Source organism: Octadecabacter antarcticus 307, assembly GCF_000155675.2.
Taxonomy (GTDB): domain Bacteria; phylum Pseudomonadota; class Alphaproteobacteria; order Rhodobacterales; family Rhodobacteraceae; genus Octadecabacter; species Octadecabacter antarcticus.
Genome location: NC_020911.1, coordinates 362,501 through 387,109 on the forward strand (window position 1 = coordinate 362,501; position 24,609 = coordinate 387,109).

General features: G+C 53.1%; 17 protein-coding genes, 1 tRNA gene, 2 rRNA genes and 3 pseudogenes (1 of these 23 running past the window's edge). 14 read left to right on the top strand and 9 right to left on the bottom strand.

Annotated elements, in window-relative coordinates; all coding sequences use genetic code 11:
• The 4 genes from OAN307_RS01925 to OAN307_RS01940 all read left to right on the top strand — a co-directional run.
• Nucleotides 1–2,506 (top strand): 23S ribosomal RNA (locus OAN307_RS01925) (it extends 345 nt beyond the left edge of the window).
• Between the two features lie 111 nt (nucleotides 2,507–2,617).
• A 5S ribosomal RNA gene (gene rrf, locus OAN307_RS01930) occupies nucleotides 2,618–2,732 on the top strand.
• 64 nt (nucleotides 2,733–2,796) lie between these two features.
• Nucleotides 2,797–2,873, top strand: a tRNA-Met gene (locus tag OAN307_RS01935).
• Nucleotides 2,874–3,177: 304 nt separating this feature from the next.
• Nucleotides 3,178–4,338 (top strand): IS30 family transposase, encoded by a 1,161-nt coding sequence (locus OAN307_RS01940; RefSeq protein ID WP_015498183.1) that lies wholly within the window; start codon nucleotides 3,178–3,180, stop codon nucleotides 4,336–4,338.
• Between the two features lie 432 nt (nucleotides 4,339–4,770).
• Here OAN307_RS01940 and OAN307_RS01950 read toward each other — a convergent pair whose 3' ends face one another.
• From OAN307_RS01950 to OAN307_RS01980, 6 genes are all read right to left on the bottom strand, one after another.
• Complete coding sequence (locus OAN307_RS01950; RefSeq protein ID WP_015498185.1) at nucleotides 4,771–5,079, bottom strand: hypothetical protein; 309 nt, start codon at nucleotides 5,077–5,079, stop codon at nucleotides 4,771–4,773.
• A gap of 1,063 nt (nucleotides 5,080–6,142) precedes the next feature.
• Nucleotides 6,143–6,472 carry a hypothetical protein gene (locus OAN307_RS01960; RefSeq protein WP_015498187.1) on the bottom strand — a complete coding sequence of 110 codons (330 nt, stop codon included), beginning with the start codon at nucleotides 6,470–6,472 and terminating at the stop codon, nucleotides 6,143–6,145.
• A gap of 98 nt (nucleotides 6,473–6,570) precedes the next feature.
• Entirely contained in the window at nucleotides 6,571–6,900 is a 330-nt protein-coding gene (locus tag OAN307_RS01965) for a hypothetical protein (RefSeq protein ID WP_015498188.1), read from the bottom strand.
• A gap of 462 nt (nucleotides 6,901–7,362) precedes the next feature.
• Nucleotides 7,363–7,692: a hypothetical protein gene (locus OAN307_RS01970; protein ID WP_044044423.1), complete on the bottom strand. Its 330-nt coding sequence runs from the start codon at nucleotides 7,690–7,692 to the stop codon at nucleotides 7,363–7,365.
• A 109-nt stretch (nucleotides 7,693–7,801) separates the two neighbouring features.
• The gene (locus tag OAN307_RS01975) at nucleotides 7,802–9,013 is read right to left on the bottom strand and encodes a fumarylacetoacetate hydrolase family protein (RefSeq protein ID WP_015498191.1); all 1,212 of its coding nucleotides are present in this window, start codon (nucleotides 9,011–9,013) and stop codon (nucleotides 7,802–7,804) included.
• A 39-nt stretch (nucleotides 9,014–9,052) separates the two neighbouring features.
• The gene (locus tag OAN307_RS01980) at nucleotides 9,053–9,847 is read right to left on the bottom strand and encodes a MipA/OmpV family protein (RefSeq protein WP_015498192.1); all 795 of its coding nucleotides are present in this window, start codon (nucleotides 9,845–9,847) and stop codon (nucleotides 9,053–9,055) included.
• 287 nt (nucleotides 9,848–10,134) lie between these two features.
• Between OAN307_RS01980 and OAN307_RS25005 the strand changes: the two genes are divergently transcribed.
• Both OAN307_RS25005 and OAN307_RS01990 read left to right on the top strand, forming a co-directional pair.
• Nucleotides 10,135–10,956: a LytTR family DNA-binding domain-containing protein gene (locus OAN307_RS25005; protein WP_015498193.1), complete on the top strand. Its 822-nt coding sequence runs from the start codon at nucleotides 10,135–10,137 to the stop codon at nucleotides 10,954–10,956.
• Between the two features lie 996 nt (nucleotides 10,957–11,952).
• Nucleotides 11,953–12,963, top strand: a complete 1,011-nt coding sequence (locus tag OAN307_RS01990; RefSeq protein WP_051067937.1) for a recombinase family protein — start codon at nucleotides 11,953–11,955, stop codon at nucleotides 12,961–12,963.
• Nucleotides 12,964–12,965: 2 nt separating this feature from the next.
• Here the strand turns inward: OAN307_RS01990 and OAN307_RS01995 are convergent.
• A pseudogene (locus tag OAN307_RS01995) lies at nucleotides 12,966–13,295 on the bottom strand (integrase core domain-containing protein); the annotation flags it as partial.
• A gap of 135 nt (nucleotides 13,296–13,430) precedes the next feature.
• On the opposite strand from OAN307_RS01995, the pseudogene OAN307_RS02000 reads away from it, so the two are divergent.
• A pseudogene (locus tag OAN307_RS02000) lies at nucleotides 13,431–14,757 on the top strand (IS110 family RNA-guided transposase).
• A 242-nt stretch (nucleotides 14,758–14,999) separates the two neighbouring features.
• Here OAN307_RS02000 and OAN307_RS29610 read toward each other — a convergent pair.
• Nucleotides 15,000–15,807, bottom strand: a pseudogene (locus OAN307_RS29610) (transposase); the annotation flags it as partial.
• 599 nt (nucleotides 15,808–16,406) lie between these two features.
• Here OAN307_RS29610 and OAN307_RS25015 point away from each other — a divergent pair.
• The 7 genes from OAN307_RS25015 to pheT all read left to right on the top strand — a co-directional run bounded on the left by OAN307_RS25015 (nucleotide 16,407) and on the right by pheT (nucleotide 23,689).
• Nucleotides 16,407–17,606, top strand: a complete 1,200-nt coding sequence (locus OAN307_RS25015; protein ID WP_051067939.1) for a hypothetical protein — start codon at nucleotides 16,407–16,409, stop codon at nucleotides 17,604–17,606.
• A gap of 114 nt (nucleotides 17,607–17,720) precedes the next feature.
• Complete coding sequence (locus tag OAN307_RS28725; protein WP_187292515.1) at nucleotides 17,721–18,134, top strand: hypothetical protein; 414 nt, start codon at nucleotides 17,721–17,723, stop codon at nucleotides 18,132–18,134.
• 459 nt (nucleotides 18,135–18,593) lie between these two features.
• On the top strand, nucleotides 18,594–18,905 hold the full coding sequence (locus tag OAN307_RS02020; protein WP_144055484.1) for a hypothetical protein: 312 nt from the start codon (nucleotides 18,594–18,596) through the stop codon (nucleotides 18,903–18,905).
• A 248-nt stretch (nucleotides 18,906–19,153) separates the two neighbouring features.
• Nucleotides 19,154–20,218 carry a phenylalanine--tRNA ligase subunit alpha gene (pheS, locus tag OAN307_RS02025; protein WP_015498198.1) on the top strand — a complete coding sequence of 355 codons (1,065 nt, stop codon included), beginning with the start codon at nucleotides 19,154–19,156 and terminating at the stop codon, nucleotides 20,216–20,218.
• Nucleotides 20,218–20,859, top strand: a complete 642-nt coding sequence (locus OAN307_RS02030) for a hypothetical protein (RefSeq protein WP_015498199.1) — start codon at nucleotides 20,218–20,220, stop codon at nucleotides 20,857–20,859. Before pheS ends, OAN307_RS02030 begins: the two co-directional genes overlap by 1 nt.
• Nucleotides 20,856–21,293 (top strand): ASCH domain-containing protein, encoded by a 438-nt coding sequence (locus OAN307_RS02035; RefSeq protein WP_015498200.1) that lies wholly within the window; start codon nucleotides 20,856–20,858, stop codon nucleotides 21,291–21,293. Before OAN307_RS02030 ends, OAN307_RS02035 begins: the two co-directional genes overlap by 4 nt.
• The gene (gene pheT, locus OAN307_RS02040; protein WP_015498201.1) at nucleotides 21,290–23,689 is read left to right on the top strand and encodes a phenylalanine--tRNA ligase subunit beta; all 2,400 of its coding nucleotides are present in this window, start codon (nucleotides 21,290–21,292) and stop codon (nucleotides 23,687–23,689) included. The genes OAN307_RS02035 and pheT overlap by 4 nt, the downstream gene beginning before the upstream one ends.
• Here the strand turns inward: pheT and OAN307_RS02045 are convergent.
• Nucleotides 23,686–24,576 carry a LysR family transcriptional regulator gene (locus OAN307_RS02045; protein ID WP_044043048.1) on the bottom strand — a complete coding sequence of 297 codons (891 nt, stop codon included), beginning with the start codon at nucleotides 24,574–24,576 and terminating at the stop codon, nucleotides 23,686–23,688. The genes pheT and OAN307_RS02045 overlap by 4 nt on opposite strands.
• Nucleotides 24,577–24,609: the final 33 nt, after the last annotated feature.

The window sequence follows — 24,609 nt, forward strand, 5'->3', positions numbered from 1 at the left end:
AATGTGTTGGGAAACACAGCCATAGTGGGTGACAGCCCCGTATATGAAGCATGATTGGACGTATTAAGTAGGGCGGAACACGTGAAATTCTGTCTGAACATCGGAGGACCACCTTCGAAGGCTAAGTACTCCTTACTGACCGATAGTGAACCAGTACCGTGAGGGAAAGGTGAAAAGCACCCCGACGAGGGGAGTGAAACAGTACCTGAAACCGAACGCCTACAATCAGTTGGAGGGCCCTTGAGGCCTGACAGCGTACCTTTTGTATAATGGGTCATCGACTTGGTCTATCTAGCAAGCTTAAGCCGTTAGGTGTAGGCGCAGCGAAAGCGAGTCTTAATAGGGCGAATGAGTTAGGTGGATCAGACCCGAAACCGAGTGATCTAGGCATGTCCAGGATGAAGGTTAGGTAACACTAACTGGAGGTCCGAACCCACACCTGTTGAAAAAGGTCGGGATGAGGTGTGCCTAGGGGTGAAAGGCCAATCAAACTCGGAGATAGCTGGTTCTCTGCGAAATCTATTTAGGTAGAGCGTCATCCGAATACCCCGGGGGGTAGAGCACTGGATGGGTAATGGGACCTTACCGGTTTACTGATCCTAACCAAACTCCGAATACCCGGGAGTACTAGATGGCAGACACACTGCGGATGCTAACGTCCGTAGTGAAGAGGGAAACAACCCTAACCTACAGCTAAGGCCCCTAATTCATGGCTAAGTGGGAAAGCAGGTGGGACGACCAAAACAACCAGGAAGTTGGCTTAGAAGCAGCCATCTTTTAAAGATAGCGTAACAGCTCACTGGTCTAAATAAGTTGTCCTGCGGCGAAGATGTAACGGGGCTCAAGCCATGAGCCGAAGCTTAGGATGCACATAGTGCATGGTAGCAGAGCGTAGTGTGACATAATTCCATGCGTCTTTACCATCCTTCGGGGTGGATTGGACGCAAGGAATTTTCGATGAAGCCGGCCTGTGAGGGATCCGGTGGAGAGATCACTAGTGAGAATGATGACATGAGTAGCGACAAACAGGGTGAGAGACCCTGTCGCCGAAAGTCCAAGGGTTCCTGCTTAAAGCTAATCTGAGCAGGGTAAGCCGACCCCTAAGGCGAGGCCGAAAGGCGTAGTCGATGGGAACCAGGTTAATATTCCTGGGCCAGGTGGTAGTGACGGATCTCGAGGGTAGTTCATCCTTACTGGATTGAATGGGCTGCTTAGAGGTTCCTGGAAATAGCTCCACCATGAGATCGTACCCTAAACCGACACAGGTGGACTGGTAGAGAATACCAAGGCGCTTGAGAGAACGATGTTGAAGGAACTCGGCAAAATACCTCCGTAAGTTCGCGAGAAGGAGGCCCAGTTTCTACGCAAGTATTGACTGGGGGCACAAACCAGGGGGTGGCGACTGTTTACTAAAAACACAGGGCTCTGCGAAGTCGCAAGACGACGTATAGGGTCTGACGCCTGCCCGGTGCCTGAAGGTTAAAAGGAGGAGTGCAAGCTCCGAATTGAAGCCCAGGTAAACGGCGGCCGTAACTATAACGGTCCTAAGGTAGCGAAATTCCTTGTCGGGTAAGTTCCGACCTGCACGAATGGCGTAACGACTTCCCCGCTGTCTCCAACATCGACTCAGCGAAATTGAATTACCTGTCAAGATGCAGGTTTCCCGCGGTTAGACGGAAAGACCCCGTGCACCTTTACTACAGCTTCGCATTGGTATTAGACACAACATGTGCAGAATAGGTGGTAGGCTTTGAAGCAGGAACGCTAGTTTCTGTGGAGCCTCCTTTGAGATACCACCCTTGTTTTGTTTGATATCTAACCGCGGTCCGTTATCCGGATCCGGGACCCTGCGTGGTGGGTAGTTTGACTGGGGCGGTCGCCTCCTAAATAGTAACGGAGGCGCGCGAAGGTTGGCTCAGACCGGTCGGAAATCGGTCGTTGAGTGCAATGGCATAAGCCAGCCTGACTGCGAGACTGACAAGTCGAGCAGAGACGAAAGTCGGTCATAGTGATCCGGTGGTCCCGAGTGGAAGGGCCATCGCTCAACGGATAAAAGGTACGCCGGGGATAACAGGCTGATACTGCCCAAGAGTCCATATCGACGGCAGTGTTTGGCACCTCGATGTCGGCTCATCTCATCCTGGGGCTGGAGCAGGTCCCAAGGGTATGGCTGTTCGCCATTTAAAGAGGTACGTGAGCTGGGTTTAGAACGTCGTGAGACAGTTCGGTCCCTATCTTCCGTGGGTGTAGGATATTTGAGAGGAGTTGCCCCTAGTACGAGAGGACCGGGGTGAACGTTCCACTGGTGGATCAGTTGTCGTGCCAACGGCAGTGCTGAGTAGCTATGAACGGACAGGATAACCGCTGAAGGCATCTAAGCGGGAAGCCCCCCTCAAAACAAGATATCCCTGAGGACCGAGGTAGACTACCTCGTCGATAGGCCAGAGATGTAAGCGCAGCAATGCGTTCAGTTGACTGGTACTAATGGTCCGATAGGCTTGATTTGATCCAGTAGAAGCAAGGCAACTTGCCATACCGGACAATGAAAAGTCATACACATACCACGAACAGTAATGCTGACTTGGACAACGCCTGATATTGTGAATTCTTTTCTTGGTTTGGTGGTCATAGCACGAGTGAAACACCTGGCTCCATTCCGAACCCAGTCGTTAAGCACCGTTGCGCTGATGGTACTGCGTCTTAAGACGTGGGAGAGTAAGTCACTGCCAGACCTAGTAAAGAATTCCAATAACAAGCGTTTGTATCTCTCTTTCGATTTCGTCCCTATATAGGTAGCGCGGGATGGAGCAGCCCGGTAGCTCGTCAGGCTCATAACCTGAAGGTCGTAGGTTCAAATCCTACTCCCGCAACCAAATTATATAAGCAATATCAACGTGCTAACAGCCACCCTCGGGTGGCTTTCGGCGTTGGTGGTTTTTACGTGGAAGGCCCGTGGAAGATCGCGGGAGCAATAAATGACCGTGACGCAAAAGCAACGCATCTGAATGGGGCTGAAGCCAGAAAAACCTCAAGTGGTTAAGGGAGCGCATTGCAACGAGCACCAGCCATAAACGCGGAGTTATTGATGCTGCAGCTTGTACATTTTGACACTTAGGGCGGCGGCCTCAACCGGTCGACGCAACACTTTAATCTTTAGGAAGAGATGGAGTGTTTCAAATGAAGTATCGTCGCAGGATTTACTATTCAGCTGAGCAGCGGGCTGAGATCTGGGATCGTTGGCAACGTGGCGAGTCGATGAGGTCTATTGGGCGGGTGTTCGATCGCCAATCATCCTCAGTCTTTTCAGTGATCTCACCAACTGGCGGGATACGTCCGCTGGATCGCAAGCGCGGACACGTTGCATTGAGCCTTTCTGAGCGTGAAGAGATATCTCGCGGGCTGAGCACCAAGCAGTCTCTGCGCGCAATTGCGCTTCAGTTGCGGCGTGCGCCCTCGACGATCAGCAGGGAGGTTCGGCGCAATGGTGGACTGACTGGCTATCGTGCGACGGCGTCTGATCAGGCCGCTTGGGATCGCGCTCTGCGTCCCAAGTTGTGCAAGCTGGCTTGTCACCCAACATTGGCGCGCGCAGTATCAGCTAAGCTGCGGCGCAAGTGGTCACCAGAGCAGGTTGCCGGTTGGCTCAAACGAGCGTTCCCGGGGGAGGCATGCAAACAGGTGTCACACGAAACGATCTATCATAGCCTCTATATACAGGCGCGCGGTGTCCTCAAAAAGGAGCTGCTGGCGCACTTGCGCGCAAAACGCACCGTCAGGCGCTCCAAGCACGCCAGCCAGAAGCGCAACGGCAATGGTCAGATTAAAGATGCTGTGTCCATCAGCGAAAGGCCAGCATCCGTCGAGGATCGAGCCGTTCCGGGGCACTGGGAAGGCGACTTGATTGGCGGATCGAAGAACAGTTATGTCGCGACCTTTGTTGAGCGACATTCGCGGTATGTGATGTTGGTGAAAGTCGCGAACAAGGACACCGAGAGTGTTGTTACGGCGTTGATCAAATCGGCTCAGAAGCTTCCCCGCGAGCTTTACAAATCCTTGACGTGGGATCGTGGAAAAGAGCTCGCAGATCATCCGCGCTTCACACTAGCAACTGATGTTGATGTCTACTTTTGCGACCCGCAATCACCGTGGCAACGCGGATCAAATGAAAATACCAACCGGCTCTTGAGGCAGTATTTGCCAAGAGGCACCGATTTATCCGTCCATTCCCAAGCAAAACTCAGCGCAATCGCAAGGCAACTTAACGAACGCCCCCGCAAGACCTTGCAATATCAAACGCCAGCAGAGAAGTTCGCTGAGTGTGTTGCGTCGACCGGTTGAGATCGCCGCGGATTCCGGACATTCGCTGCGAGTGCAAATATCAATTCGATACCTTGCGGATTAGGTGGGCTTTGCTTCGAGTGTGATCCCCTGAAAAGTTGCCGCGTCTGGGGCCTAGCTCGCACGTTTATCAAGTAGCTTCTCAATTCTGTCTGGAAGTTCTGTGAAACGCCTGACGAGCTTGCCTTCAAATGGGACGAAACCGCGAAAGGTGTTTTCCATGGCTTTGTCACACCGGAATAGGTCACACTCTGCGACGCAGCACATTTGCATAACGTCCATGAAGTCAGACCGCTTGTAGCTATAACCCGGCTTCGCGATTTGAGATATGTAGTGTCCGAAATGGTCAGCTCGGCCAACTCCTAGAGTTTTCTCCAATTTCGTCACGATGTCTTTCGGGTCCACAACTATTCTCTTGGGAGATTTGGTCATCTACTTGGCCTTGCGTGGATCCATTCCCGTCTCGATAAGCGTCTTTCTGATATTAAGGAATTTTTCGCCAAGTTGATCCAGTGCTTGGTGGTTGTCTTGAATATCGCGGAAAGAGGCTTCCATACGGTCGATTCCTTCGCCGAAAAACTCATCGATCAAGTTTGGCTTGTCAGCATAATCATAAACGATGCGACTGTATTCCGCTGGGTCCGTAATCCAACGGTTGATACGGTCTTCGAACTCGGCGTCGGAACATTGCCCCTTCATAAACCGGTTAATGACACCGCTCTCGATAAGTTCGTCAGACACGGGATAGCTTTTAAAGTCTTCGCGTTTTGTCTCCCACGTTGTTCCGTTTCTCCCTGAGTAGCTGAGCTAGGGCCTTCGGTCTTTTAAGACGCCTCCGATCTGCACGATTAAGCCCCTTATGATCTGACAACTCTTTGAGGTAGTATTTGTGCATCTCGCGGCGATACCAATTGGCTGTTATCGCCTTGCCTCCATTTTTGCCACTGATCCACTGCCCGTTGTTCGGGAAACGAGCGCCAAGTCGAAAATCGGCGTAAAATGGAAATGCGTGAAGGCCACAAATGTCCTTAACTAATTGACCTCTCCGAACACGCTCATCACGAAACTCTTCGGTTGGACGGGTGATAACCTCCAACATGATCACCCAAGAATATCCGATGACGATCTCGCCACGGCCTCGATGTTCCATGAGTTGTCTGAGAATAGCGTGGTTCGGACCATCGTCTGGCTCGTTGAACAGGCGGATGTAGTCCTGCGTGTCGAGGTAGACAACGAGTGGTAAGGGCGACCACCCCATCAGGTTTGAGCCCAAGTGACCGATGCTGCGGGATGCACGCTGTCACGAGAGAGCCAAAAACCTTTAACAACCCTCTGGGTTTTGAACCGGGTTTTTGGCAGCGTCAATCGGGGTGTTTTGAGCATGTGCCAAAGACGAGCGTTTTTGAACGCCTGTCGAGTGTCAGAAATGCGTATTGGTTTTTGCTTTGCGCCGCGAAACGGCTATCTGTAATAGTCTAGTGTCATAACCGGGATACGTCATGCCTTCTTCACAACCGCGTCAAAGATTCGAGATTACAATCCAATCTGAAGGTCAAAAACTGAAGCATGTTTGCGCAGCACCTGAAGAGGCTGAAGCCGTTGATCGCATAATGCGCTCTTAAAGACACACAGTCCTGAGCTTGTCAGTGTGAAGCGGCTTGGTATGTTGCCCGTGAAGCTCAAACGTTAGTGTCGTTTCCCAAAAACGAGCGTTCCTAGATGGTGATTAGCTTTGCTATGTCTTGATTCGCAAACGGGCCGCCTGAATGGGCGACCCGTAGCTGGGAGAATTTAAATCTAAGGCTTAATTGAAATCGATTTCCTGTGTGTCGACCACTTGGCCGTTCACTTTGAGAAACACGATTGCGTCTGTTTCTTGACGGGGGATGTTGACGTCAACATCAAGGTTTGCACCAGCTTTGACCATTTCTGACCCGATCAATGCACCGACTACGCCTTTGTGGAAGCTGTAAACTTCTACAACGCCATCACCGGTTGCTGTGACTGTTCCAAGTTCAACTTGGCCGCCACGATCCTGCTCCATCACGAAGTTGGAGATGTTGTCGATGCTTGCAGATGCCATGGAAGCGGAAGCTGCGATTGCGGCGAATGCGAGAGTTGCTGTCTTAAACATAATATGTTCCTTTTCTGCCCGCTTGGGCTGGTAGGTTGTGCCCCCTAAGGGCTGTCTTTTCGGACGGACCCGTAGCTGGGAGAATGTAAATCTAAGGTTTAGTTGAAGTCGATTTCCTGTGTGTCGACCACTTGGTCGTTCACTTTAAGAAACACGATTGCGTCTGTTTCTTGATGGGGGATGTTGACGTCAACATCGAGGTTTGCACCGGCTTTGACCTTTTCGGACCCGATCAAAGTGCCTACTTCGCCTTTGTGGAAGCTGTAAACTTCTACAACGCCATCACCGGTTGCTGTGACTGTTCCAAGTTCAACTTGGCCGCCACGGTCCTGCTCCATCACGAAGTTGGAGATGTTGTCGATGCTTGCAGATGCGATGGAAGCGGAAGCTGCGATTGCGGCGAATGCGAGAGTTGCTGTCTTAAACATGGTATGTTCCTTTTCTGCCCGTTTGGGCTGGTAGGTTGTGCCCCTGATCGTCTGGAGCGTTTGAATGTCTGCAGCGGGTTGCTGCGTTTCGATGAGTTGCATTTGGGTCTAAAAACCTCGTTCGAAAACCCCGCTTGCGGTCACAAAAAAATGATGGTCTGCGATGAATTTAAGTTCTTGAAAAAACACCAGGCTAATCAATTTGGTACTTCTGTGCGATTGTGAACATAAGTTGAATTCCGATGGTGCAGCATGGCACAAACGAATATTCCCAAGCCTCACAGCCACAGTGTGAACACAAAAATGTGAGCCGGTAATATTCGAGTCCTAAAGCCAAAGGATGATAATTTTGTCAAAAAATCAGAGGGTTCTGTCACAAACCAGATGTGGCCGTTTTGGAAATTACACCAAACGGGCCGCCTGAATGGGCGACCCGTAGCTGGGAGAATTTAAATCTAAGGCTTAATTGAAATTGATTTCCTGTGTGTCGACCACTTGGCCGTTCACTTTGAGAAACACGATTGCGTCGGTCTCTTGACGGGGGATGTTGACGTCAACATCGAGGTTTGCACCAGCTTTGACCATTTCTGACCCGATCAATGCACCGACTACGCCTTTGTGGAAGCTGTAAACTTCTACAACGCCATCACCGGTTGCTGTGACTATTCCAAGTTCAACTTGGCCGCCACGATCCTGCTCCATCACGAAGTTGGAGATGTTGTCGATGCTTGCAGATGCGATGGAAGCGGAAGCTGCGATTGCGGTGAATGCGAGAGTTGCTGTCTTAAACATGATATGTTCCTTTTCTGCCCGCTTGGGCTGGTATGTTGTGCCCCTGTTCGTCTGGGGCGTTTGAATGTCTGCAGCGGGTTGCTGCGTTTCGATGAGTTGCATTAACCAGTTAGTTTTCAGCCCGTTGCACTACGACAGAAATAGTCCCCATGTTTGAAGAGTTGTGGGTCACAAGATGTCCGGGTTGCAGAAACCGGAGTGATGCGCGCTCTTCGTCCAGAAAGTTTTCGAGCACTGCGTCATACGGAGCCTGCCCCGTTAAAAACGTGCCTTTCACTATGTAAAGCATAGCGCCTCTGACGATTTGCTTCATGTTAGGCGGCATAAAGATGACGCCTTCGGCGGTGCCCGACATCAGAACCTGATCGCGTGCGATCATGCCGTTCTCTACAAGCTGCCATTGTTTGTCGTCGTACAGAAATCGGGTGGACTCCGTATCGGCCAGAGCTTTTTCTACCAGCGATCGGAAAGACAGGATCATTTCGCCTGCACGGGCGTCTTGGCGTATCTCGTCATTGACCTGCGTGACGAGACGCTCGGTTTTTACAAAGCTCTCCCAGTCAAGTGGAACCACGAACAGCCCGCCCGAGGGGAAGCGCTCCGGTCCGCTTTTGGCATCGCTGAAACCTGTGCCGGAATCAAAATTGTCGGGATCAATCAGCCGCGTCAGCACACTCCTATTGCTGAAATCTCCGCACAAGAAGAAACCTTTTTGCGCAGCATCAAAATCCTCGATACGCTCAATGTCGCGATCAAATCTTGTGCAGATCTCGACCTCGTAATCGAGCAGTTCGTCTGCATCCGTTGAAACCGTTGTTACAGGTGGCGTGGCGACTCCGAATTTCGGAAAGTTGAAGACAGACTCCGAGCCTGTCTCCTCCTGATGCTCAGGGAAATTGGTGCCGCTTGCCACGTGTCGTGCGGCCGTACCGGCGGCAGGCAAGAGATCACCAAAACTGCGCTGTACTACCGGGAACTGGTCATTGGCATCGGCCTGCGCAACATCGACAAGTGTTTCGATTCCAACGTCCGTCAGAACATCGAAGAAGTCAGTCTTGGTGGTTAGCCCTGCGGCAGTCAGATCAACTGCCGAAATCTGGTCCCCTTGCAGTTCGGTGACCAGCAATACATGGGAGGGGCCGTCTGGCGTGCGCCGTTCAAGCGCAAGGGTCAAACCCTCTCGCGGTGAAAGGATGCCCGTGGAAAGCGGCTGTGCTTCCCCGTCAAACGGGTTTGTACGTTCAGGGTCTTCGGGCTGCATCAGCCAGATGCCGGCAGCAAGCACAACGGCAGCGGTTGTGGCCAGTTTCAAGTGTTTCATATCTATACCTATTGTTGTTTTGTTACAGGAACGTCCGGCTTAGAGCCGGAACAGAACGCCTGTGGAAATGCTGACCTGCGTGTCCTCAAAGCTGACGCTGCTATCCTTGGCGTCCCCAGCCAGAGTCGATAGATCAAGGCTCGTGAACAGTATCGTGCGTTCAGTCAGCGCGTAGCTACCGGTTAATGTGACACCAGCCTGGGCCAAGCCTGCCCCCGGATCAAAAGCTGCAAGACCGGATGCCAAAGCCTGATCCCCAGTAATGCCAAAAAAGGCATCCATCCAAGCATCGTCGGCTAATGCCAGATAAGGTGTTGCCGATACCTGTACCCGATTACTGTTACCGAATTGACTGCGATAGGTGCCATAAAGCTTGGCGCGTGTGCCTTCTGGGCCATCGTCAGACAGACCACGTTGCACTTCAAATCCATAGGTGAGGCGACCAACATCATACTCCATGAACAACGTTGCAAGCGCGCCAGCTTTTACATCTGGCAGACCGTTCAGGCGGGCATCATCTTTTGAAATACGTTCTTCAAAATCATATCCAATCCCCAGCCCATAGCTTAGCTCTCCGTTTTGCAGAGTGGTGGAGTTTTGCAGACCAATGCCGCGTTGGTTCAAAAAGCCGTAACGCCCGATTTCGAGATCGATAAGTGGGATGAAGCCCACTTCACTTTCGTCCGAGCCGAGAAAGGTGGAGCCATAAGACAGGCCGCCGCCAACCATACCGGATATCAGCTGGTCCTCTGCAAGTGCTGGCGCGCTTGTGCCTGCCAGGAGCATCAACACGATTGGCCCCGCGAGCATTTTTTGCATTTGATCAATTTTCATTTTTTAGACCTTTCAATTCAGTTTTTAAGGCGCGCATGCTGACCGGAAAACACTCCATCACGATCAGCGTGGCGTTGACTGGGAAATGCGCGGACAGCTCACGCTAAGAAAGGCAAGTTACTTGAAATCGCTGGAATTCTTCGCGAATGGATTCGCAACCAACGCGAACGGTTGAATCCTACCGTTCGCGAAGCTATACTAAAAATAAGATATTCTACTACACAGGAGGTGTAGCGCCGCGTATCGTAGAATCACCGAAAAGAACCTGCTCAGGACCAGATTTATAAATGGCGCAACCCGATCTTCAGACTTCCAGACTTTGGGCCTACCTTCGTGAAGAGCCAGAAAGCATGCCACGGCTCCTTCTTTCCTTTTGCGCAGCCGCGCTTTTTTGCAGTGTAATCATTGCCGGATTTCAACCTGCCGCAACGGCGGAGCTGCCTTTTATCCTGGCGGTCGCACACTGGGTTCTGCATATCGTGTTCGCCATGCTCATCGTGACGGGCATCGCTTCGGCAGCCGTGCTGTTAGGGATGCGGCTGATCTGGGCCGTGGGTCTGGCCATACTTTTTATGCCTGTCGCGCTAACCCCTCTATCGCTAGCGATAGAGGCTGGTATGGCCTACATTTTAGGCTCTCAAGACCAGGAACCTGACAGTTTTCTGGAAGAGTTGGAGCGCCTTGCGGTGCCCGCGATCGGGTTGTCATCACTTTTGGCCTTGTTTGCGTTCAAGGCAGCTGCCTATGTCGCCAATCAGCGCGCAAGCATTTTGGCGCGTTTCGCCGTCGAGCCAGAACTGCGCAGCGTATTCCCGGATATTCCACACAATCTAGGCGATGACCTCCTGAGCGTCAGCGCCAATGACCACTATGTCCATGTCCGGACAGCCCATGGAACAGTGATGCTGAGCAGGAATTTCTCCGATTGCCTAGAGAAGTTGAAACCCTTTAGGGGGCTACAGGTACACCGTTCACATTGGGTCCGTAGCAAACACGTTGACCAAATCAAAGCAAAAGGCAGCAGCTATCTTTGCATCCTAAGCGACGGAAATTCTATCCCGGTAAGTCGTCGACGGCATGCAGAGCTCAAATTAATTTTGCGCGGGTAACGCGAAGAGCAGATGGACTTGTGACCAACCTTCATTACGATCTACATACAGATCAATCACAGTATTTCCTTCCTCATGAATATGCCCGAGTTTTACCGCAACCACATAAGTTCAAAAAAAACCGTTTGTTGAACGCATAGAAACCCGTTGGTCCTGTGCCCATTTTCTCGAAAGCGACCATTGGCCTTACTGTTACCAAAAGTCGCTTTATCTGGACAGCAGCCCTTGTGTCACAACCGCAGCGAAGGTCTTGATTCCGCCCTTAATGGCAAAATGTACGTGGTGCAGCATTGGTCATTCTGGGTTCATATTCTAACACCCTTAATTTACCCACCCTCGCGGCGATGCAGAACACGGTGTTCGTTGGGAGACATCTGCGTCCATATGAGCGGCCTAATGCCGGCATCCGGCCGATTACGCTTTTTGTTCTTGTCTTCTTTACGCCTCCAAACGGCACTCAACCTCAAAATCCTTCAAATTATTATTTGCGAACATTGACTCCGCGCGGTTTTGATCACCGAAGCAACCCATTTCCCCTCCTTTTCGTCACGACCCACAACCTCCCTTAAACCCTGTCCCCACAACGGTTTGGCGCCAATCAATCTTGCAAAATCATATGTTATCCCCAATTTTCAGCATGCTCTTCAAAAATAAATAGCGTTTTTCAACTTTGGTAGCCGTACATATTGGTCAAGCAAAGATCGTTGATGATCGCCACAGATTAAAAGATATAACGCTCCTGTTTTCAACGGGTTGAGGGCGACCGGAGAACCTACGCTATGATATGTTTGAAGAAGCCTCTTACCTTACGCAAGTCGCCAAAGCGGCAACTTCAAACGCCTGCGCATTCAGTTTCTTCGCGGTTGTCCCTTGTCAAAGAGCCAAAGCATTTTCAACATCTAGAGGGTCTTAATCACTTCATACGCACGCTCGCACGTGAGTTGGCACGCGCCGATCACGCAGCTGAAGCGTAAGCATAATATTGGATTATTGCCCATGACCCGCCCGTTACGCGCCGCCATCTATGCCCGCTTCTCCACGGACATGCAGAGAGACGCCTCACTTGATGATCAAGAGCGATCCTGTCGGGATTTCGCGGCCAAGCAGGGTATGGAAGTGGTGGAGATTTATTCCGATAGAGCAGTCTCCGGGGCCAACCTCATGCGCAGCGGTATCCAAAAGCTGTTGCGTGATGCGGACGCACAAGCCTTTGATGTGGTCCTTACTGAGGCGATGGACCGCTTCTCACGCAATCAAGCCGACATCGCCTCTATTTTTCAAAAGCTGCAGTTTCGCGCGGTCGTGATCGAAACACTAAGTGAAGGCCTCCTCTCCGAGATGCACATTGGCTTGAAGGGGACGATGAACGCTATTTTTCTCAAGGATTTAGCCGCTAAAACCCACCGCGGCCTCAAAGGGCGCGCACTTGCCGACAAATCCGCCGGAGGTAAAGCCTACGGATATAAGAACCTTGTGAAGTTTACTGAGGTAGGTGACCCCATAAAGGGGGATCGCGCAATTATTCCATCAGAGGCTGCAACGATCATTCGCATTCTCACAGACTATGCCAATGGCGTCTCTCCAAGGAAGATCGCTTTTGCTCTGAATGGTGAGTGTATTCCGGGCCCAAGCGGCAAAGGCTGGGGTGCCTCAACCCTGCATGGCAACCGCGAACGCGGCACAGGCATCTTAAACAACGAACTCTATGTTGGCGTTCAAGCCTGGAACCGTCTCACCTATGCCAAAGATCCTGACACCGGCAAACGTATCTCCCGCCTCAATCCAGAGAGCGAATGGGTCATCACGCCCATCCCTGAGCTGCGCATTGTCGAGCAGTCTCTCTGGGATGCAGTACGCACACGACAAGGCGCCCTCAAAACCAAAAACACCAGCTCCCCGATCTGGGATCGCAGACGACCGAAGACCCTCTTTTCTGGCTTGTTGAAGTTGACCTGTGCCCCAATTTCCCTCCAGCTTTGCGCGGAGTCCTTGGTGCTAAATCTTTGACCTTAAGCGGCCATCTTGTCGATGATCCTTCTCTCTAAAAATTCCATTGGCGTCAGGTTCCCCAGAGCTGAATGTGGTCTGCGCCAGTTGTAGTCGTCCTGCCATTCTTCAAGCGTTTTGCGGGCGTCGCCCAATGTAGCAAACAGCGTTTCATTGAGGCATTCATCTCTTAGTTTACCGTTGAAGCTTTCGATGAACCCGTTCTGCTGGGGCTTGCCCCCTCTCATGGTTTGCAAGCAAACCACTGCCGGGCGGCGGGACGCGATATAATGCCAATCGATACCCGTATTTTGAACCCATTTGAGGATCGCCATGCTGGTGAACTCTGTGCCGTAACACCTTCGGAATATCGCTAATTTAAGGCTATGACTGCCTGCGCAGCCCCAAATAACGCAGCAGGTGGTCATAGCTTTGCCTCAGGTCCCTACGGTGGTTTTGTACAAACCACACCGCAAAGGAGACCAACTATGACCGATATCATTATTACACAAACTGCGCCCGTTTTGGTGGCCATCGATATCTCGAAGGCCCGCGACGAAGTTCTCATTGCTATTGCGGACAAGAAGCGCTGCCGTCGTTTGACTGTTCTGAACCAGCTAGACGACTTCAATCGTCTAATCACATCGCTTGCCTGCTACGGCCGCCCTGTCCGTGTAGCTTTTGAAGCAACGGGTAATTATCACCGTGCCTTGGCTTATCATCTTGCCGCAGCAGGTTTTGAGTTGAAGTTGGTGTCATCTGTGGCCCTGGCCAGAACGCGAGAGGCCTTGCACAACAGTTGGGACAAAAACGACCCTAAGGATGCCCAGGTCATTCTTCACATGATGGAGATCGGGAACGAGCAGTTTTATCATGCCCCCCTCGTGCGTGGCACTAACGACATCCAAGAGCTTTCCAAAACGCATGACATCGTATCCAAGTCGAAGACCGAGTTGTGGCACCGAGTTGTGGCACCGAGTTGTGGCACCGAGTTTTAACCCATTATCTGCCGCTGTATTTTCCTGAAGCTGATCGTTTCCATCGCAGTTCTCGCAGTTCTCGCAGTGACTGGTTCTTTGCTTTCCTTGAACGTTATCCGTCACCACACTTGATCTCAGCCATGAGCAAGGAGGCATTCATCGCTGACGCTTGGGATGTGGTGGGCCTCAAGGTTGCAAAAGAGCGTTTACTTTCAGATATCTACGAGACTGCCAAAGTATCAGTCGGACTGCCGGTTGCCGCAGATTCCGACGCGATAAGCATGTTCCGCTTGGTTCTCGGGGAAGGCCGCAGTCTTATCGCGCAACGCAATCAAATTGAAGATCGCGCCGTCGCGCTTCTCAAGGACCTACCAGATTATAAGCTACTGACATCGATACCTGGAATCGGTCCCATCAATGCTTTGACAATTTTGGCAGAAGCTGGGGATGTACGGCGCTTTCGTCATCACCGGCAGTTTTTGAAGTTCTGTGGAATGGACCTTGCGACTATGCAATCAGGTACATTCAGAGGGCAAACCAAACTGTCAAAATATGGCAATGCTCGGCTTCGTCGAACGCTTTGGATGGCTGGACAGGTTGCTATTCTGCAGCGCACCAACAGCTTCCGCGACAAGTTCGAGCGCTACATCGCCAAAGACCGTCACAACACCCATTTGCGCCGAAAGGCGTACACCGCAATCGCAGCGAAGATGGCCCGAACCGTTCATGGGATCATCAAGCACGGCGAACCATATCGCCCCTTCTTTGAGGGGTGATCGACAGCAGTAGGACCTTTCTCTGTAAGGGCCGTGGAGGCAGACAACTGACCTCGTAGATAATGTTTAGGCCTTCTGCTCAACGACCCAAAGATCTCGTCTTAAGGACGGTGAGAGCCGCAAAAGCGTACTCTGTGTTTGTTATGGGAGAGACAGTTCGTTGACCAAAATGCCAAACTGAGCAATGCTTCTAACGTGTCGAGACGCCTCGATGCGACAATAACCTGACGCCAATTCAGCTAATCATTCCGCGCATAGGACGTTATCGACACGTATGGTTTGGGGTTTGCCGCGCTCAGCATGATGTGTCCGCGACAAGTACCAGGTTCTCGCGGCTGAAGTCATCGACAACCGTCAGAATACGAAACCGGCGACCGTCAGTCAGCGCGTCAGACACAAAATCTAATGACCATCTCTGGTTAGGACCATCACAGGCAGCACCATCGGCTTCCGCGTGCCCAAAGCGCGCTTTCTACCGCCCCTACGACGCACTTGGAGCTTCTCTTCAGTGTAAATGCGTCTCACCTTTTTGTGGTTCACCGCAAAGCCTTCGCGCGCGATCATCACATGAACACGACGGCAACCAAACCGTCGCCGCTCCCTCGAAACCCGCTTGATGGCATCACGCAACTCAGCGTCATCGCCACGGCGAGACGGATACCGCACCGTTGATCGATCAACTTGCAAGACATCGCACGCCCCCTCTCGGCAGATTGCTTTGCAATCGCCTGCCGGGCAATGGTCGCTGGCTAACCTGATGAGTTTCCATCAAGTGAACCACAGCTTTAAGCTTCCCAACGGGCGTCACCATTTTTTTGAATTGATGTCTCGCAACATTGCATTGTCCCTCGCCTGACAGGGTATTGCGCAGCAATGTCCCGAGAAGAGAGCATCTGTTCCGCTAGCAGCTTCTTTAGCTTCCCGTTCTCGTCTTCCAAGGCCCGCAACCGCTTCGCGTCAGACGGCTCCATGCCTCCATACTTCGATGTGTATTTATAGAACGTCGCTGAACTGATCCCGTGCCGCCGACATACATCAGCAGTCTTCTCCCCAGATTCCTGTTCTTTGATAATTGCTATGATCTGTTCGTCTGTAAATCGTGCCTTCATTTGTCCGTCCTTTTGTTGGGCGGACTCTACACAAATCTGGAGGAGTTTTAGGGGCGCAGGTCACGACAACGACGGTGTTGCTCCGGATTTTTCGCTACCCACCTTCAAGGGCCGCAATGCTACTCAACGCAAACTTCTCGCATCAATAAAGCTGCCAGCCCTTGCGACTGGCAAAGGCATATACACGCTCGACGGTGATGATAAGGCGTCGAGGGTATCCCAGGTTTTCGAGTATCAGGGCGATCCGCACGCTTGGGATGACGGGAGAAATCTCATTTGCCATCATCAAAAGGGAAACCGAACCTGCGAGGTATCGTTTAATATTTTCTCGAATGAACATCTCCTCGACGAAATCGACAGGCTGATGACACAGAATGGACTACTTGAAGGGCCAGTCTGTGGGTGTTGTGGCGCTCGGTATCTGGATGCACCGGACGAGTTTATCTTCAATGGAACGCACGGCAAACTCGCGCCCGCGCGTAGAGGGAAGCGGCCGAAGCCTTCTGGATTCCGGATCATTCATAAACCCTGTAAAGGGCAGCCCGGTGCGCGTATCTCCGTTTCCCTGGACCATCAGGCACAAAAGAAGAAGAGCGATAATGGTGCGCCTGCTCAGGGAGTTGGTCAATGGCGCAAGTATCAACGACCTCCAACGCCTTTTGTCGGACCCCGATACGGGCAAGAAATGCGGTGTGAGCCGTATTTACAGTCGTATTTTCTTTTTGGAAAAGATCCTGCTCGCGTTTGAGCGCGCGAAACTGCAAGATTGGAAAGCTAAGGAAGACGCATCCGACCGGTTCAGCCATATGCGCATCGCGCACGATGATGTGGTCATTTCAGTAAACTGGGAAAGTCGGTTTGATCGCCGCCTGACGCCTCTTCACTGCTCGGTCAGCGCAGACATCCGCAGTGGATATGTCTTCCGGATTGATGCCAACTTCGACCCGCGTGTCGATCCTGCTGCTTTCTTCGAAGAGCACTACCTCGATGTTGCCGGCCAGCCCCGCAATATCCGTAAACAATACACCCAGAAGTCTGGCAAGGTCGTGAGCGCCCCATTGCTTCACTTCCAAAGGCCGAGCGGTAGGTTTGATGAGGCCGCGTTCTTTGCCAGCGCCGAGAGTAGCTGGCGGGTTTTTGAGGAAAAGTTGAAGAAGGCCTATGAGGAAGACATTTCTTGCGGCATTGATCTGCCCGATGATGTTCAGCAAGGTCTTTGGGAATCAGGTGCGCGACGCCGGGTTCTCAATGAGATCCGCAACGGATACTTCGGCCTTGTAGATACCAACCGCGATCACCGCGGCAGTTTCAAGGGGGTAGTCGTTAAACAGACCTATACAAAGGCTGCGCACCTTGCGTGCCTGCGAAAGATGCTGCCAGATGGCAAGATTACCCTGGTTGGCGAACAAGAAGCTGCGATGGTGCGAGTTGTCCCTCACATTTTCCGAGACTTGATTAGGGAGGACAAGTTCGAATGGTTTGTGATGTCCTTCGACAAGGAAGCTTCTACGCCAACGAACCAAAGCCGTATCAAAAAATTCGAAAAGGCGTTCGAGGAGTTTGGTGAGATTCAGACGCGGATTGTAGGCGAAGAGCTTCCGAGATGGGAGCTATTGAGACGGTTCTGCGCAGCAGGGCTAATGCCAGCAGTGAAGACTGATAGCCAGGACGCGGTGCATCCTTTTCCGATCGCCAACTTTCAATCTGCCCAGTTCCCACAGTTCTGGGCCAGCTCGCCTGTCCAGCATTACGGTGAGACCGAAAAGACGGTGGGCTTTCCAGTGCTCCGGTCAAAATAGCGAAAGCGTTTGAAGTCGGTAGGCTTCGATCAAAAGATAGCTGATGACGATCTAAGGGAGGCGCTCGCTCGTCGTGTGTTGAACACCACAATCCAGCCTGTATGAACCGCTTTTATGAACTCTGTGCGGAGCCGGATCAGTCCAACCGCGCGGGCAGGTGGGCGCGGCAGTCGAAACGGTCCCAGCTACATAAACGGCGCAGTATTTAATCCTGCTAGCTTGGTCGCCCTGCTCAATATCTATCGCGTGTATTACAACTGGTTCGAGACACGGCAGTATGTAGCGTCTGGGTCGTCGGGGCAGGGCACAACCGAGGTGGCCCAAGGTGTCTCTACAGTGCGGGTTCCTGGATCGTCCAAATCCCTGAAAGTCCCGAAGCGGCGAACCGCCGCGCCGGTAATGCGGACCCCGGCGATGCGGCTGGGTGCCGACAATCCAAAGAACAAGGCACCTGATCCACGCAGGATCTTTTATCGACCTTGGTTGTTCCACGGCACACCGCTTTGGAGAAAGTTCGAGACACGGTAATGGCTTTCTCAATCAAGAGGCCCCCGCGAAATAAATCGCGAAAGCCTCTATGTGTCCCAAAAGCCGGAATGCGTCAGCAGTGATGCGGGGGCCTTTTTCGTTTGTTGGAATGTACGCGCAAGCAATGCCGTCCTTAGTGCCCTTTGCAGCAACTCTGTCATGCTCTGAATGGTCGGATCACGGGAGCGGTCCCCACAACAACAGATTTAATTTTGAACGCGGTTTGTGGCGGTGTTGCGTGAACTGGTTCGCGCATGTTCCAAAACTGGCAGCTTTAGCACACTCAACTGACAGGTGTCGTCCAACGCAGGCCACTCGTCTTATTCACCTCTACAACCTTGAACATATGTGAAACATCACACTGCCCAGCTAGAGTTTGAGGCTATCATTTAACAAAATTCATGATTGCGAATAGTTTCATTACCATCCTCTGGAATAGGAAAAATAAAAATGATTTCGATGAAAAATGTAGTCGCTGCTGCCGCAGTCTGTGTCGCTGGATCAGCCGCTGTTGCCCAGGATATTGCCTACGAATTGAACAACAACTCCGGCTATACCGTTATGTATGTCTACACATCGCCCTCTAACGCCGATTACTGGGGCGACGATATTCTAGGGGCTCAGGTCCTTGCATCGGGTTATATGACAACAGTCTACATTCACGATGACAGTGACCAGTGCGACTATGATATCAAGTTCGTATTCGACGATGGGGATGAATTGACTGACCAAATCGATATCTGCGATCTGGGAAGCTACACGATCAACTAATCTGCTAGAATAGGGCTCCACGACACTACAACTGCGTCTGTCGTCAGCGTTTATCGAACGATTTAGGCCGGCGATGGACGCACGGCGCTATTGTTTTAGGGGGTGCTTTGCGCCACGTGCCCCATTAATTTGGACAGAACGAAATTTGGACAGAACGACCATCGTTCGCCCCCCCAAACCTTGCAACCCTTGCCCCCTTTCGCTACCCCCATTCCAACACGGCCAAGGGGCCCAAGAATGGACAGCGCATGGACGATCTGAAATCAAAATACCTCGATCTGATTGGCAAAGCCGCCGATGAAGCCACGCTCGAAGACCTGCGGGTTCAGGCGGTGGGCAAAAAGGGCGAAGTCAGCTTGCAAATGCGCTCCCTTGGCAAAATGACGCCCGAGGAACGCCAAACCGCTGGCCCCGCGCTCAATGCCCTCAAGGATGAGATTAACAGCGCCCTTGTCGCCAAGAAAATGGCGCTCGGTGATGCGGCCTTGGATCAACGGCTTCGGGCCGAATGGCTTGACGTGTCCCTGCCCGCGCGGGACCGCCGCGCGGGCACGATCCATCCTGTCAGCCAAGTCTGGGAAGAATGCACCGCGATCTTCGCCGACATGGGTTTCGCCACCGCCGAAGGCCCGCAGATCGACACTGATTGGTATAACTTCGACGCGCTCAACATCCCCGGTCACCACCCCGCGCGCGCCGAAATGGACACGTTCTATATGCACCGCGCGGAGGGCGACAACCGCCCGCCGCATGTGTTGCGCACGCACACATCCCCCGTGCAAATCCGTGAGATGGAAAAACAAGGCGCGCCGATCCGCATCATCTGCCCCGGTCGCGTCTACCGCGCCGATTACGACCAGACGCACACACCGATGTTTCATCAGGTCGAAGGGCTGGCAATCGATAAAAACCTGTCCATGGCGAACCTGAAATGGGTGCTCGAAGAATTCTTTACCGCCTACTTCGGCACCACCGTCAAAACCCGCTTTCGCGCGTCGCATTTCCCGTTCACCGAACCGAGCGCCGAAGTCGACATCCAGTGTTCGTTCAGCGGTGGCACCGTGAAAGTCGGGGAGGGGAGCGATTGGCTCGAAGTCCTCGGCTCCGGCATGGTCCACCCCAAAGTCCTCACGGCAGGCGGCATCGACCCAGACGAATACCAAGGTTTTGCGTTTGGCATGGGCATTGATCGCATCGCCATGTTGAAATACGGCATTCCGGATTTGCGGGCTTTCTTTGAGAGCGACCTGCGCTGGCTGCGCCATTACGGGTTCAGTGCCTTGCAGGTGCCGACGGTGCATGGGGGAACCTGATGCTTAATGAAGTAGCGGCTTCAGGCTGGATTTGTGAACTCGGTGCGGGAACAACTGTCACAGATTGGATCAACGCACTTGCTGCACTCATCGGGGCTAGTGCAGTATTGTTTGGTTTCATTACAGCAAGCAGTAAGTTTAGCGAAGCCCAAGCGTCGGCACGTGCTTTGCGTCGATCGCAAATAGCAGAAGACTTGATTGCTCTTTCACACAACACAGACGACGCCTTGCGGAATGTTAGAAGTGCTCTTCAAACAACCTTAAGAGAAAAGGTCGCTGACAAGCACTATCTCTTTCAGAAACAACACGACAAGCTGGTTGAGTATAACGGTCTTTTTGAAAGGTTGAGAGAGGCACAGATACGCGCACGTGCTGTAATCGGTGACGATGATGTCGAAGCCTCGGTTGAGGTGTTTTTCATCGTTAGGAACAGGGTGTCTATTGCTAACATCATGCTCGCTCAGATGGTTGACGAATCTGACAGTCATGACGACGAGACACGTAAGCATGAAAAGGAACTGCGTGGCGACCTCTGTGCTCACTACGGCGACCAAGATGAGTTATCAAAAAAAATAGAAGCAGCAGTGAAGACTATTGAACTCAAGTTGAGTCCAATTGCGCGATTGGATAACCTAAAATGACCGACAACATCGAAGACCTCCAAATCACCTACCCCGGCGCGGGCACGTTCCAATTTGGCGACTCTGCTGAAACCTGCACGGCCCTCATCGCGCTGGTGCGCACAGGCAAAAAACGTGCCAACTGCGCCCCGCTGCGTGATTTCAAAGACGAGCCCGAGGCGATGCCCGTTGTGGATCGCATCGATATCGTCGCCGATTGGGACGGCCAGCCGACCTTCGTCGTCAAAACTGTCCGCGTCGATGAGGTCCGCTATTGCGACGTCACCGAAAACATGGCCAAGGCCGATGGGTTCGAAACACTGCTGGCATGGCGCAAAGCCAACAAAGCCATCATCAGTCGCGGCGGCAATTGGGATCCGGTCCTGCCGATGCTGTTCGAATTCTTCTCCTTGGTCGAAGATTTAGACGGCCGCCAAATTGAGGAAAAATCATGAAATTCACGCTCTCTTGGCTGAAATCCCATCTCGAAACCGATGCGTCTGTGGATGAGATTTGCGAAACCCTCACCGACCTCGGGCTTGAGGTTGAGGGCGTTGAAAACCCCGCAGCCAAGCTGTCCGATTTCATCATCGGCAAAGTCACCCATGCAGAAAAGCACCCCGATGCGGATAAGCTAAAGGTCTGCACAGTTGACGCAGGCGATGGCCCGACCCAGATCATCTGTGGTGCGCCGAACGCCCGTGCGGGTATCACCGTCGTTGTCGCCAAGCCGGGCACATATATCCCCGGCCTCGACATCACGATTTCTGTTGGCAAAATCCGTGGCATTGAATCCTTTGGCATGATGGCCTCTGAACGCGAGCTGGAAATGTCCGAAGAACATGACGGCATCATTGAATTGCCAGCGGGTGAGATCGGCCAGCGGTTCTCTGATTACCTCGCCGAACATGACCCCGCGCGGGTCGATCCGGTCATCGAAATCGCCATCACCCCCAACCGCCCCGATGCCCTTGGCGTGCGCGGCGTTGCACGTGATCTGGCGGCGCGTGGCCTCGGCACGATGAAAAATAACGACATCGAAACCGTCCCCGCGACGTTCCCGAACCCGATAAAAGTAACCATCGACGACGACACGCTGGCCCAAGCACCCGTGTTCTTCGGCCGTCTGATCAAAGGCGTTAAAAACGGCCCCAGCCCCGATTGGCTGCAACAACAGCTTCGCGCGATTGGGTTGCGCCCGATCTCGTTCCTTGTGGATGTCACCAACTGGTTTACCTACGATCTGAACCGCCCGCTCCACGTGTTTGACGCCGATAAAATCAGCGGTAGCACCTTGCGTCTGCACCGCGCCGACGGGACTGAGACCCTTATGGGGCTCGATGACAAACAATACACCCTGCCCGAAGGCGCGACCGTGATTTCCGACAGCGAAGGCGCTGAATCCATCGGTGGCGTTATGGGCGGTTTACGCACGGGCTGCACGGCTGACACCGTGAATGTCTTTGTCGAAGCGGCGTATTTCGATCCGATCCGCACCGCCTACACGGGCCGCGCGTTGAAAATAAATTCGGACGCGCGATATCGTTTCGAACGCGGCATCGACCCTGCATTCACCCCCGAAGGTCTGGAACATGCCGTGCGCATGATCGTCGATCACGCTGGCGGTGAAGCATCAGATGTTGTGCAGGCGGGCCAAATTCCCGACAAATCGCGGGCTTATAAACTGGATACGGATCGCTGTTCGTCCCTCGTCGGGATGGACATCCCCGCCGATACGCAACGCGCAACTTTAACCGCGCTTGGTTTCGTAATGGACGGTGACATGGCAGGCGTCCCAAGCTGGCGTCCAGACGTGCAAGGCACCGCTGATTTGGTCGAAGAGGTTGCGCGCATCGCGTCCCTGACGAAACTGCAAGGCGTGCCGATGCCGCGCGTTCGCGCAGGCGTGCCTGCGCCAGTCCTGACGCCGATGCAAAAACGCCTCGCCACGGCGCGGCGCACGACGGCCAGTTTGGGCTACAATGAATGTGTTACCTATTCGTTCATCGACCAAGCGGCGGCAGCGCTGTTTGGTGGTGGCACGGACGCCACCATGCTCGCCAACCCGATCAGTTCGGAAATGTCGCACATGCGGCCCGCGCTTCTGCCCGGCTTGTTACAGGCCGCAGCCCGCAACCAGGCACGCGGCATGTCTAACCTTGCGCTGTTTGAGGCTGGAGACGCATTTCACGGCGGCGAACCGGGGGAACAGCACACGCTGGTCACCGGTATCCTTGTTGGAAAAACCGGCCCGAAAGACGTGCATGGCGCGTCGCGCGACGTCGACATTTACGATGCTAAGGCTGACGCTGAGGCGATCCTGTCAGCGATGGGTGCGCCGACAAAGGTGCAAATCCTACGTGGTGCGGGTGATGTGTGGCATCCGGGGCGCCATGGGATGATCTGCCTTGGCCCAAAGAAAATCCTTGGTGTGTTCGGCGAAATCCACCCCAAAATCCTGGCGGCCCTTGGTGTCAAAGGCCCTGTTGTCGGCTTCGTGCTATATCCATCTGACATTCCAATGCCCAAGAATGCGTCGGTCAATCGCGGTGCCGCTTCGATCCCTGATCTACAAGCGGTCGAACGTGATTTTGCCTTTGTGATGGACGCCACCGTCGATGCGCTCACGGCGGTCAATGCAGCGGCTGGCGCGGACAAGGCGCTGATCGAAGATGTGCGTATTTTTGATGAATTTATCGGTGGTTCGCTGGGGGAAGGTAAAAAATCCCTCGCCATGACTGTGCGCCTGCAGCCAAGCGGTGCGACCCTGAAGGACGCGGATATCGAAGTCGTCAGCGCCAAGATTATCGACAAGGTGGCGAAAGCCACGGGCGGCACGTTGCGCGGCTAAGGCGCTGAAAACCCGTCGGCGAGAATATCAAACACCAGCCTGATGCGTGGGCTGGTGTGGACCTCTCTGTGTGTAACCAGCCAGACTGGGAACATAACCTTGAGATCGTCGCCCATGATGCGTTCCATCTCTTCGACTTGGTCACCGACAGTGTCATCCATAGGGCAAATCCCAAGCCCCGCGCGGGCCATTTCCCACGCGACAATGCCGTTCTGCGACCCAACTTTGAATGCATCGGCCGTTAGCGGAATATCCAGCGCGACAAGGTATTCCACCATCTGCCCAATATCCCCATAAGAGATCCAATCATGCGTGCCAAGTTCCGTCCGCGTCTGCGGGCGACCCCGCCGATCTAGGTATATCTTGGCTGCATAAAAATGCCCTGTGGCTTCGCGTACAAGTCGCGCCACAAGGTCGGGCTGTTCGGGCCGCACATGGCGAATTGCGATGTCGGCCTCGCGGCGCATCAGATCAGAAATATCGTTGGTCGCAACGACTTCGACCACGAGCCCGGGCGCGCGTTTGCGAACCTCGACGATCATCTTTGGAAGGTACGTTGATGAATAGATGTCACTGGCCGTAATCCGCACGGTGCCATTGATGTCAGATCGTTGGGCAGCAGCTGTCATCGCGACCCGGTGTGCCGCGCCCCCCATGTCCTGCACGTGTGCCAACAGTTCACGTCCAGCATCCGTCAACTGCAATCCGCGGCCAACCCGTTCAAACAACAATAACGATAGATTGTCTTCTAGCGCCGCGACCTGTCGGCTTAGCGTTGGCTGCGTCAGCCCCAATTTCCGTGCAGCGGCGGACAAAGACGCGGTTTCAGCCGTCGCAAGAAAACTACGAAGATGGGTCCAGTCCAGCCTGTCGGGATCAATATCCATACACATATGTATAGGTGCCCCACGAATTTCGTC

What these genes read in the sequence shown, in the direction of transcription:
- OAN307_RS01940 (WP_015498183.1), top strand. Translation starts at nt 3,178, where the DNA reads ATGAAGTATCGTCGCAGGATTTACTATTCAGCTGAGCAGCGGGCTGAG.
- OAN307_RS01960 (WP_015498187.1), bottom strand. Translation starts at nt 6,472, where the DNA reads ATGTTTAAGACAGCAACTCTCGCATTCGCCGCAATCGCAGCTTCCGCT.
- OAN307_RS01965 (WP_015498188.1), bottom strand. Translation starts at nt 6,900, where the DNA reads ATGTTTAAGACAGCAACTCTCGCATTCGCCGCAATCGCAGCTTCCGCT.
- OAN307_RS01970 (WP_044044423.1), bottom strand. Translation starts at nt 7,692, where the DNA reads ATGTTTAAGACAGCAACTCTCGCATTCACCGCAATCGCAGCTTCCGCT.
- OAN307_RS01975 (WP_015498191.1), bottom strand. Translation starts at nt 9,013, where the DNA reads ATGAAACACTTGAAACTGGCCACAACCGCTGCCGTTGTGCTTGCTGCC.
- OAN307_RS01980 (WP_015498192.1), bottom strand. Translation starts at nt 9,847, where the DNA reads ATGAAAATTGATCAAATGCAAAAAATGCTCGCGGGGCCAATCGTGTTG.
- OAN307_RS25005 (WP_015498193.1), top strand. Translation starts at nt 10,135, where the DNA reads ATGGCGCAACCCGATCTTCAGACTTCCAGACTTTGGGCCTACCTTCGT.
- OAN307_RS01990 (WP_051067937.1), top strand. Translation starts at nt 11,953, where the DNA reads ATGACCCGCCCGTTACGCGCCGCCATCTATGCCCGCTTCTCCACGGAC.
- OAN307_RS25015 (WP_051067939.1), top strand. Translation starts at nt 16,407, where the DNA reads ATGGTGCGCCTGCTCAGGGAGTTGGTCAATGGCGCAAGTATCAACGAC.
- OAN307_RS28725 (WP_187292515.1), top strand. Translation starts at nt 17,721, where the DNA reads ATGAACTCTGTGCGGAGCCGGATCAGTCCAACCGCGCGGGCAGGTGGG.
- OAN307_RS02020 (WP_144055484.1), top strand. Translation starts at nt 18,594, where the DNA reads ATGAAAAATGTAGTCGCTGCTGCCGCAGTCTGTGTCGCTGGATCAGCC.
- pheS (WP_015498198.1), top strand. Translation starts at nt 19,154, where the DNA reads ATGGACGATCTGAAATCAAAATACCTCGATCTGATTGGCAAAGCCGCC.
- OAN307_RS02030 (WP_015498199.1), top strand. Translation starts at nt 20,218, where the DNA reads ATGCTTAATGAAGTAGCGGCTTCAGGCTGGATTTGTGAACTCGGTGCG.
- OAN307_RS02035 (WP_015498200.1), top strand. Translation starts at nt 20,856, where the DNA reads ATGACCGACAACATCGAAGACCTCCAAATCACCTACCCCGGCGCGGGC.
- pheT (WP_015498201.1), top strand. Translation starts at nt 21,290, where the DNA reads ATGAAATTCACGCTCTCTTGGCTGAAATCCCATCTCGAAACCGATGCG.
- OAN307_RS02045 (WP_044043048.1), bottom strand. Translation starts at nt 24,576, where the DNA reads ATGGATATTGATCCCGACAGGCTGGACTGGACCCATCTTCGTAGTTTT.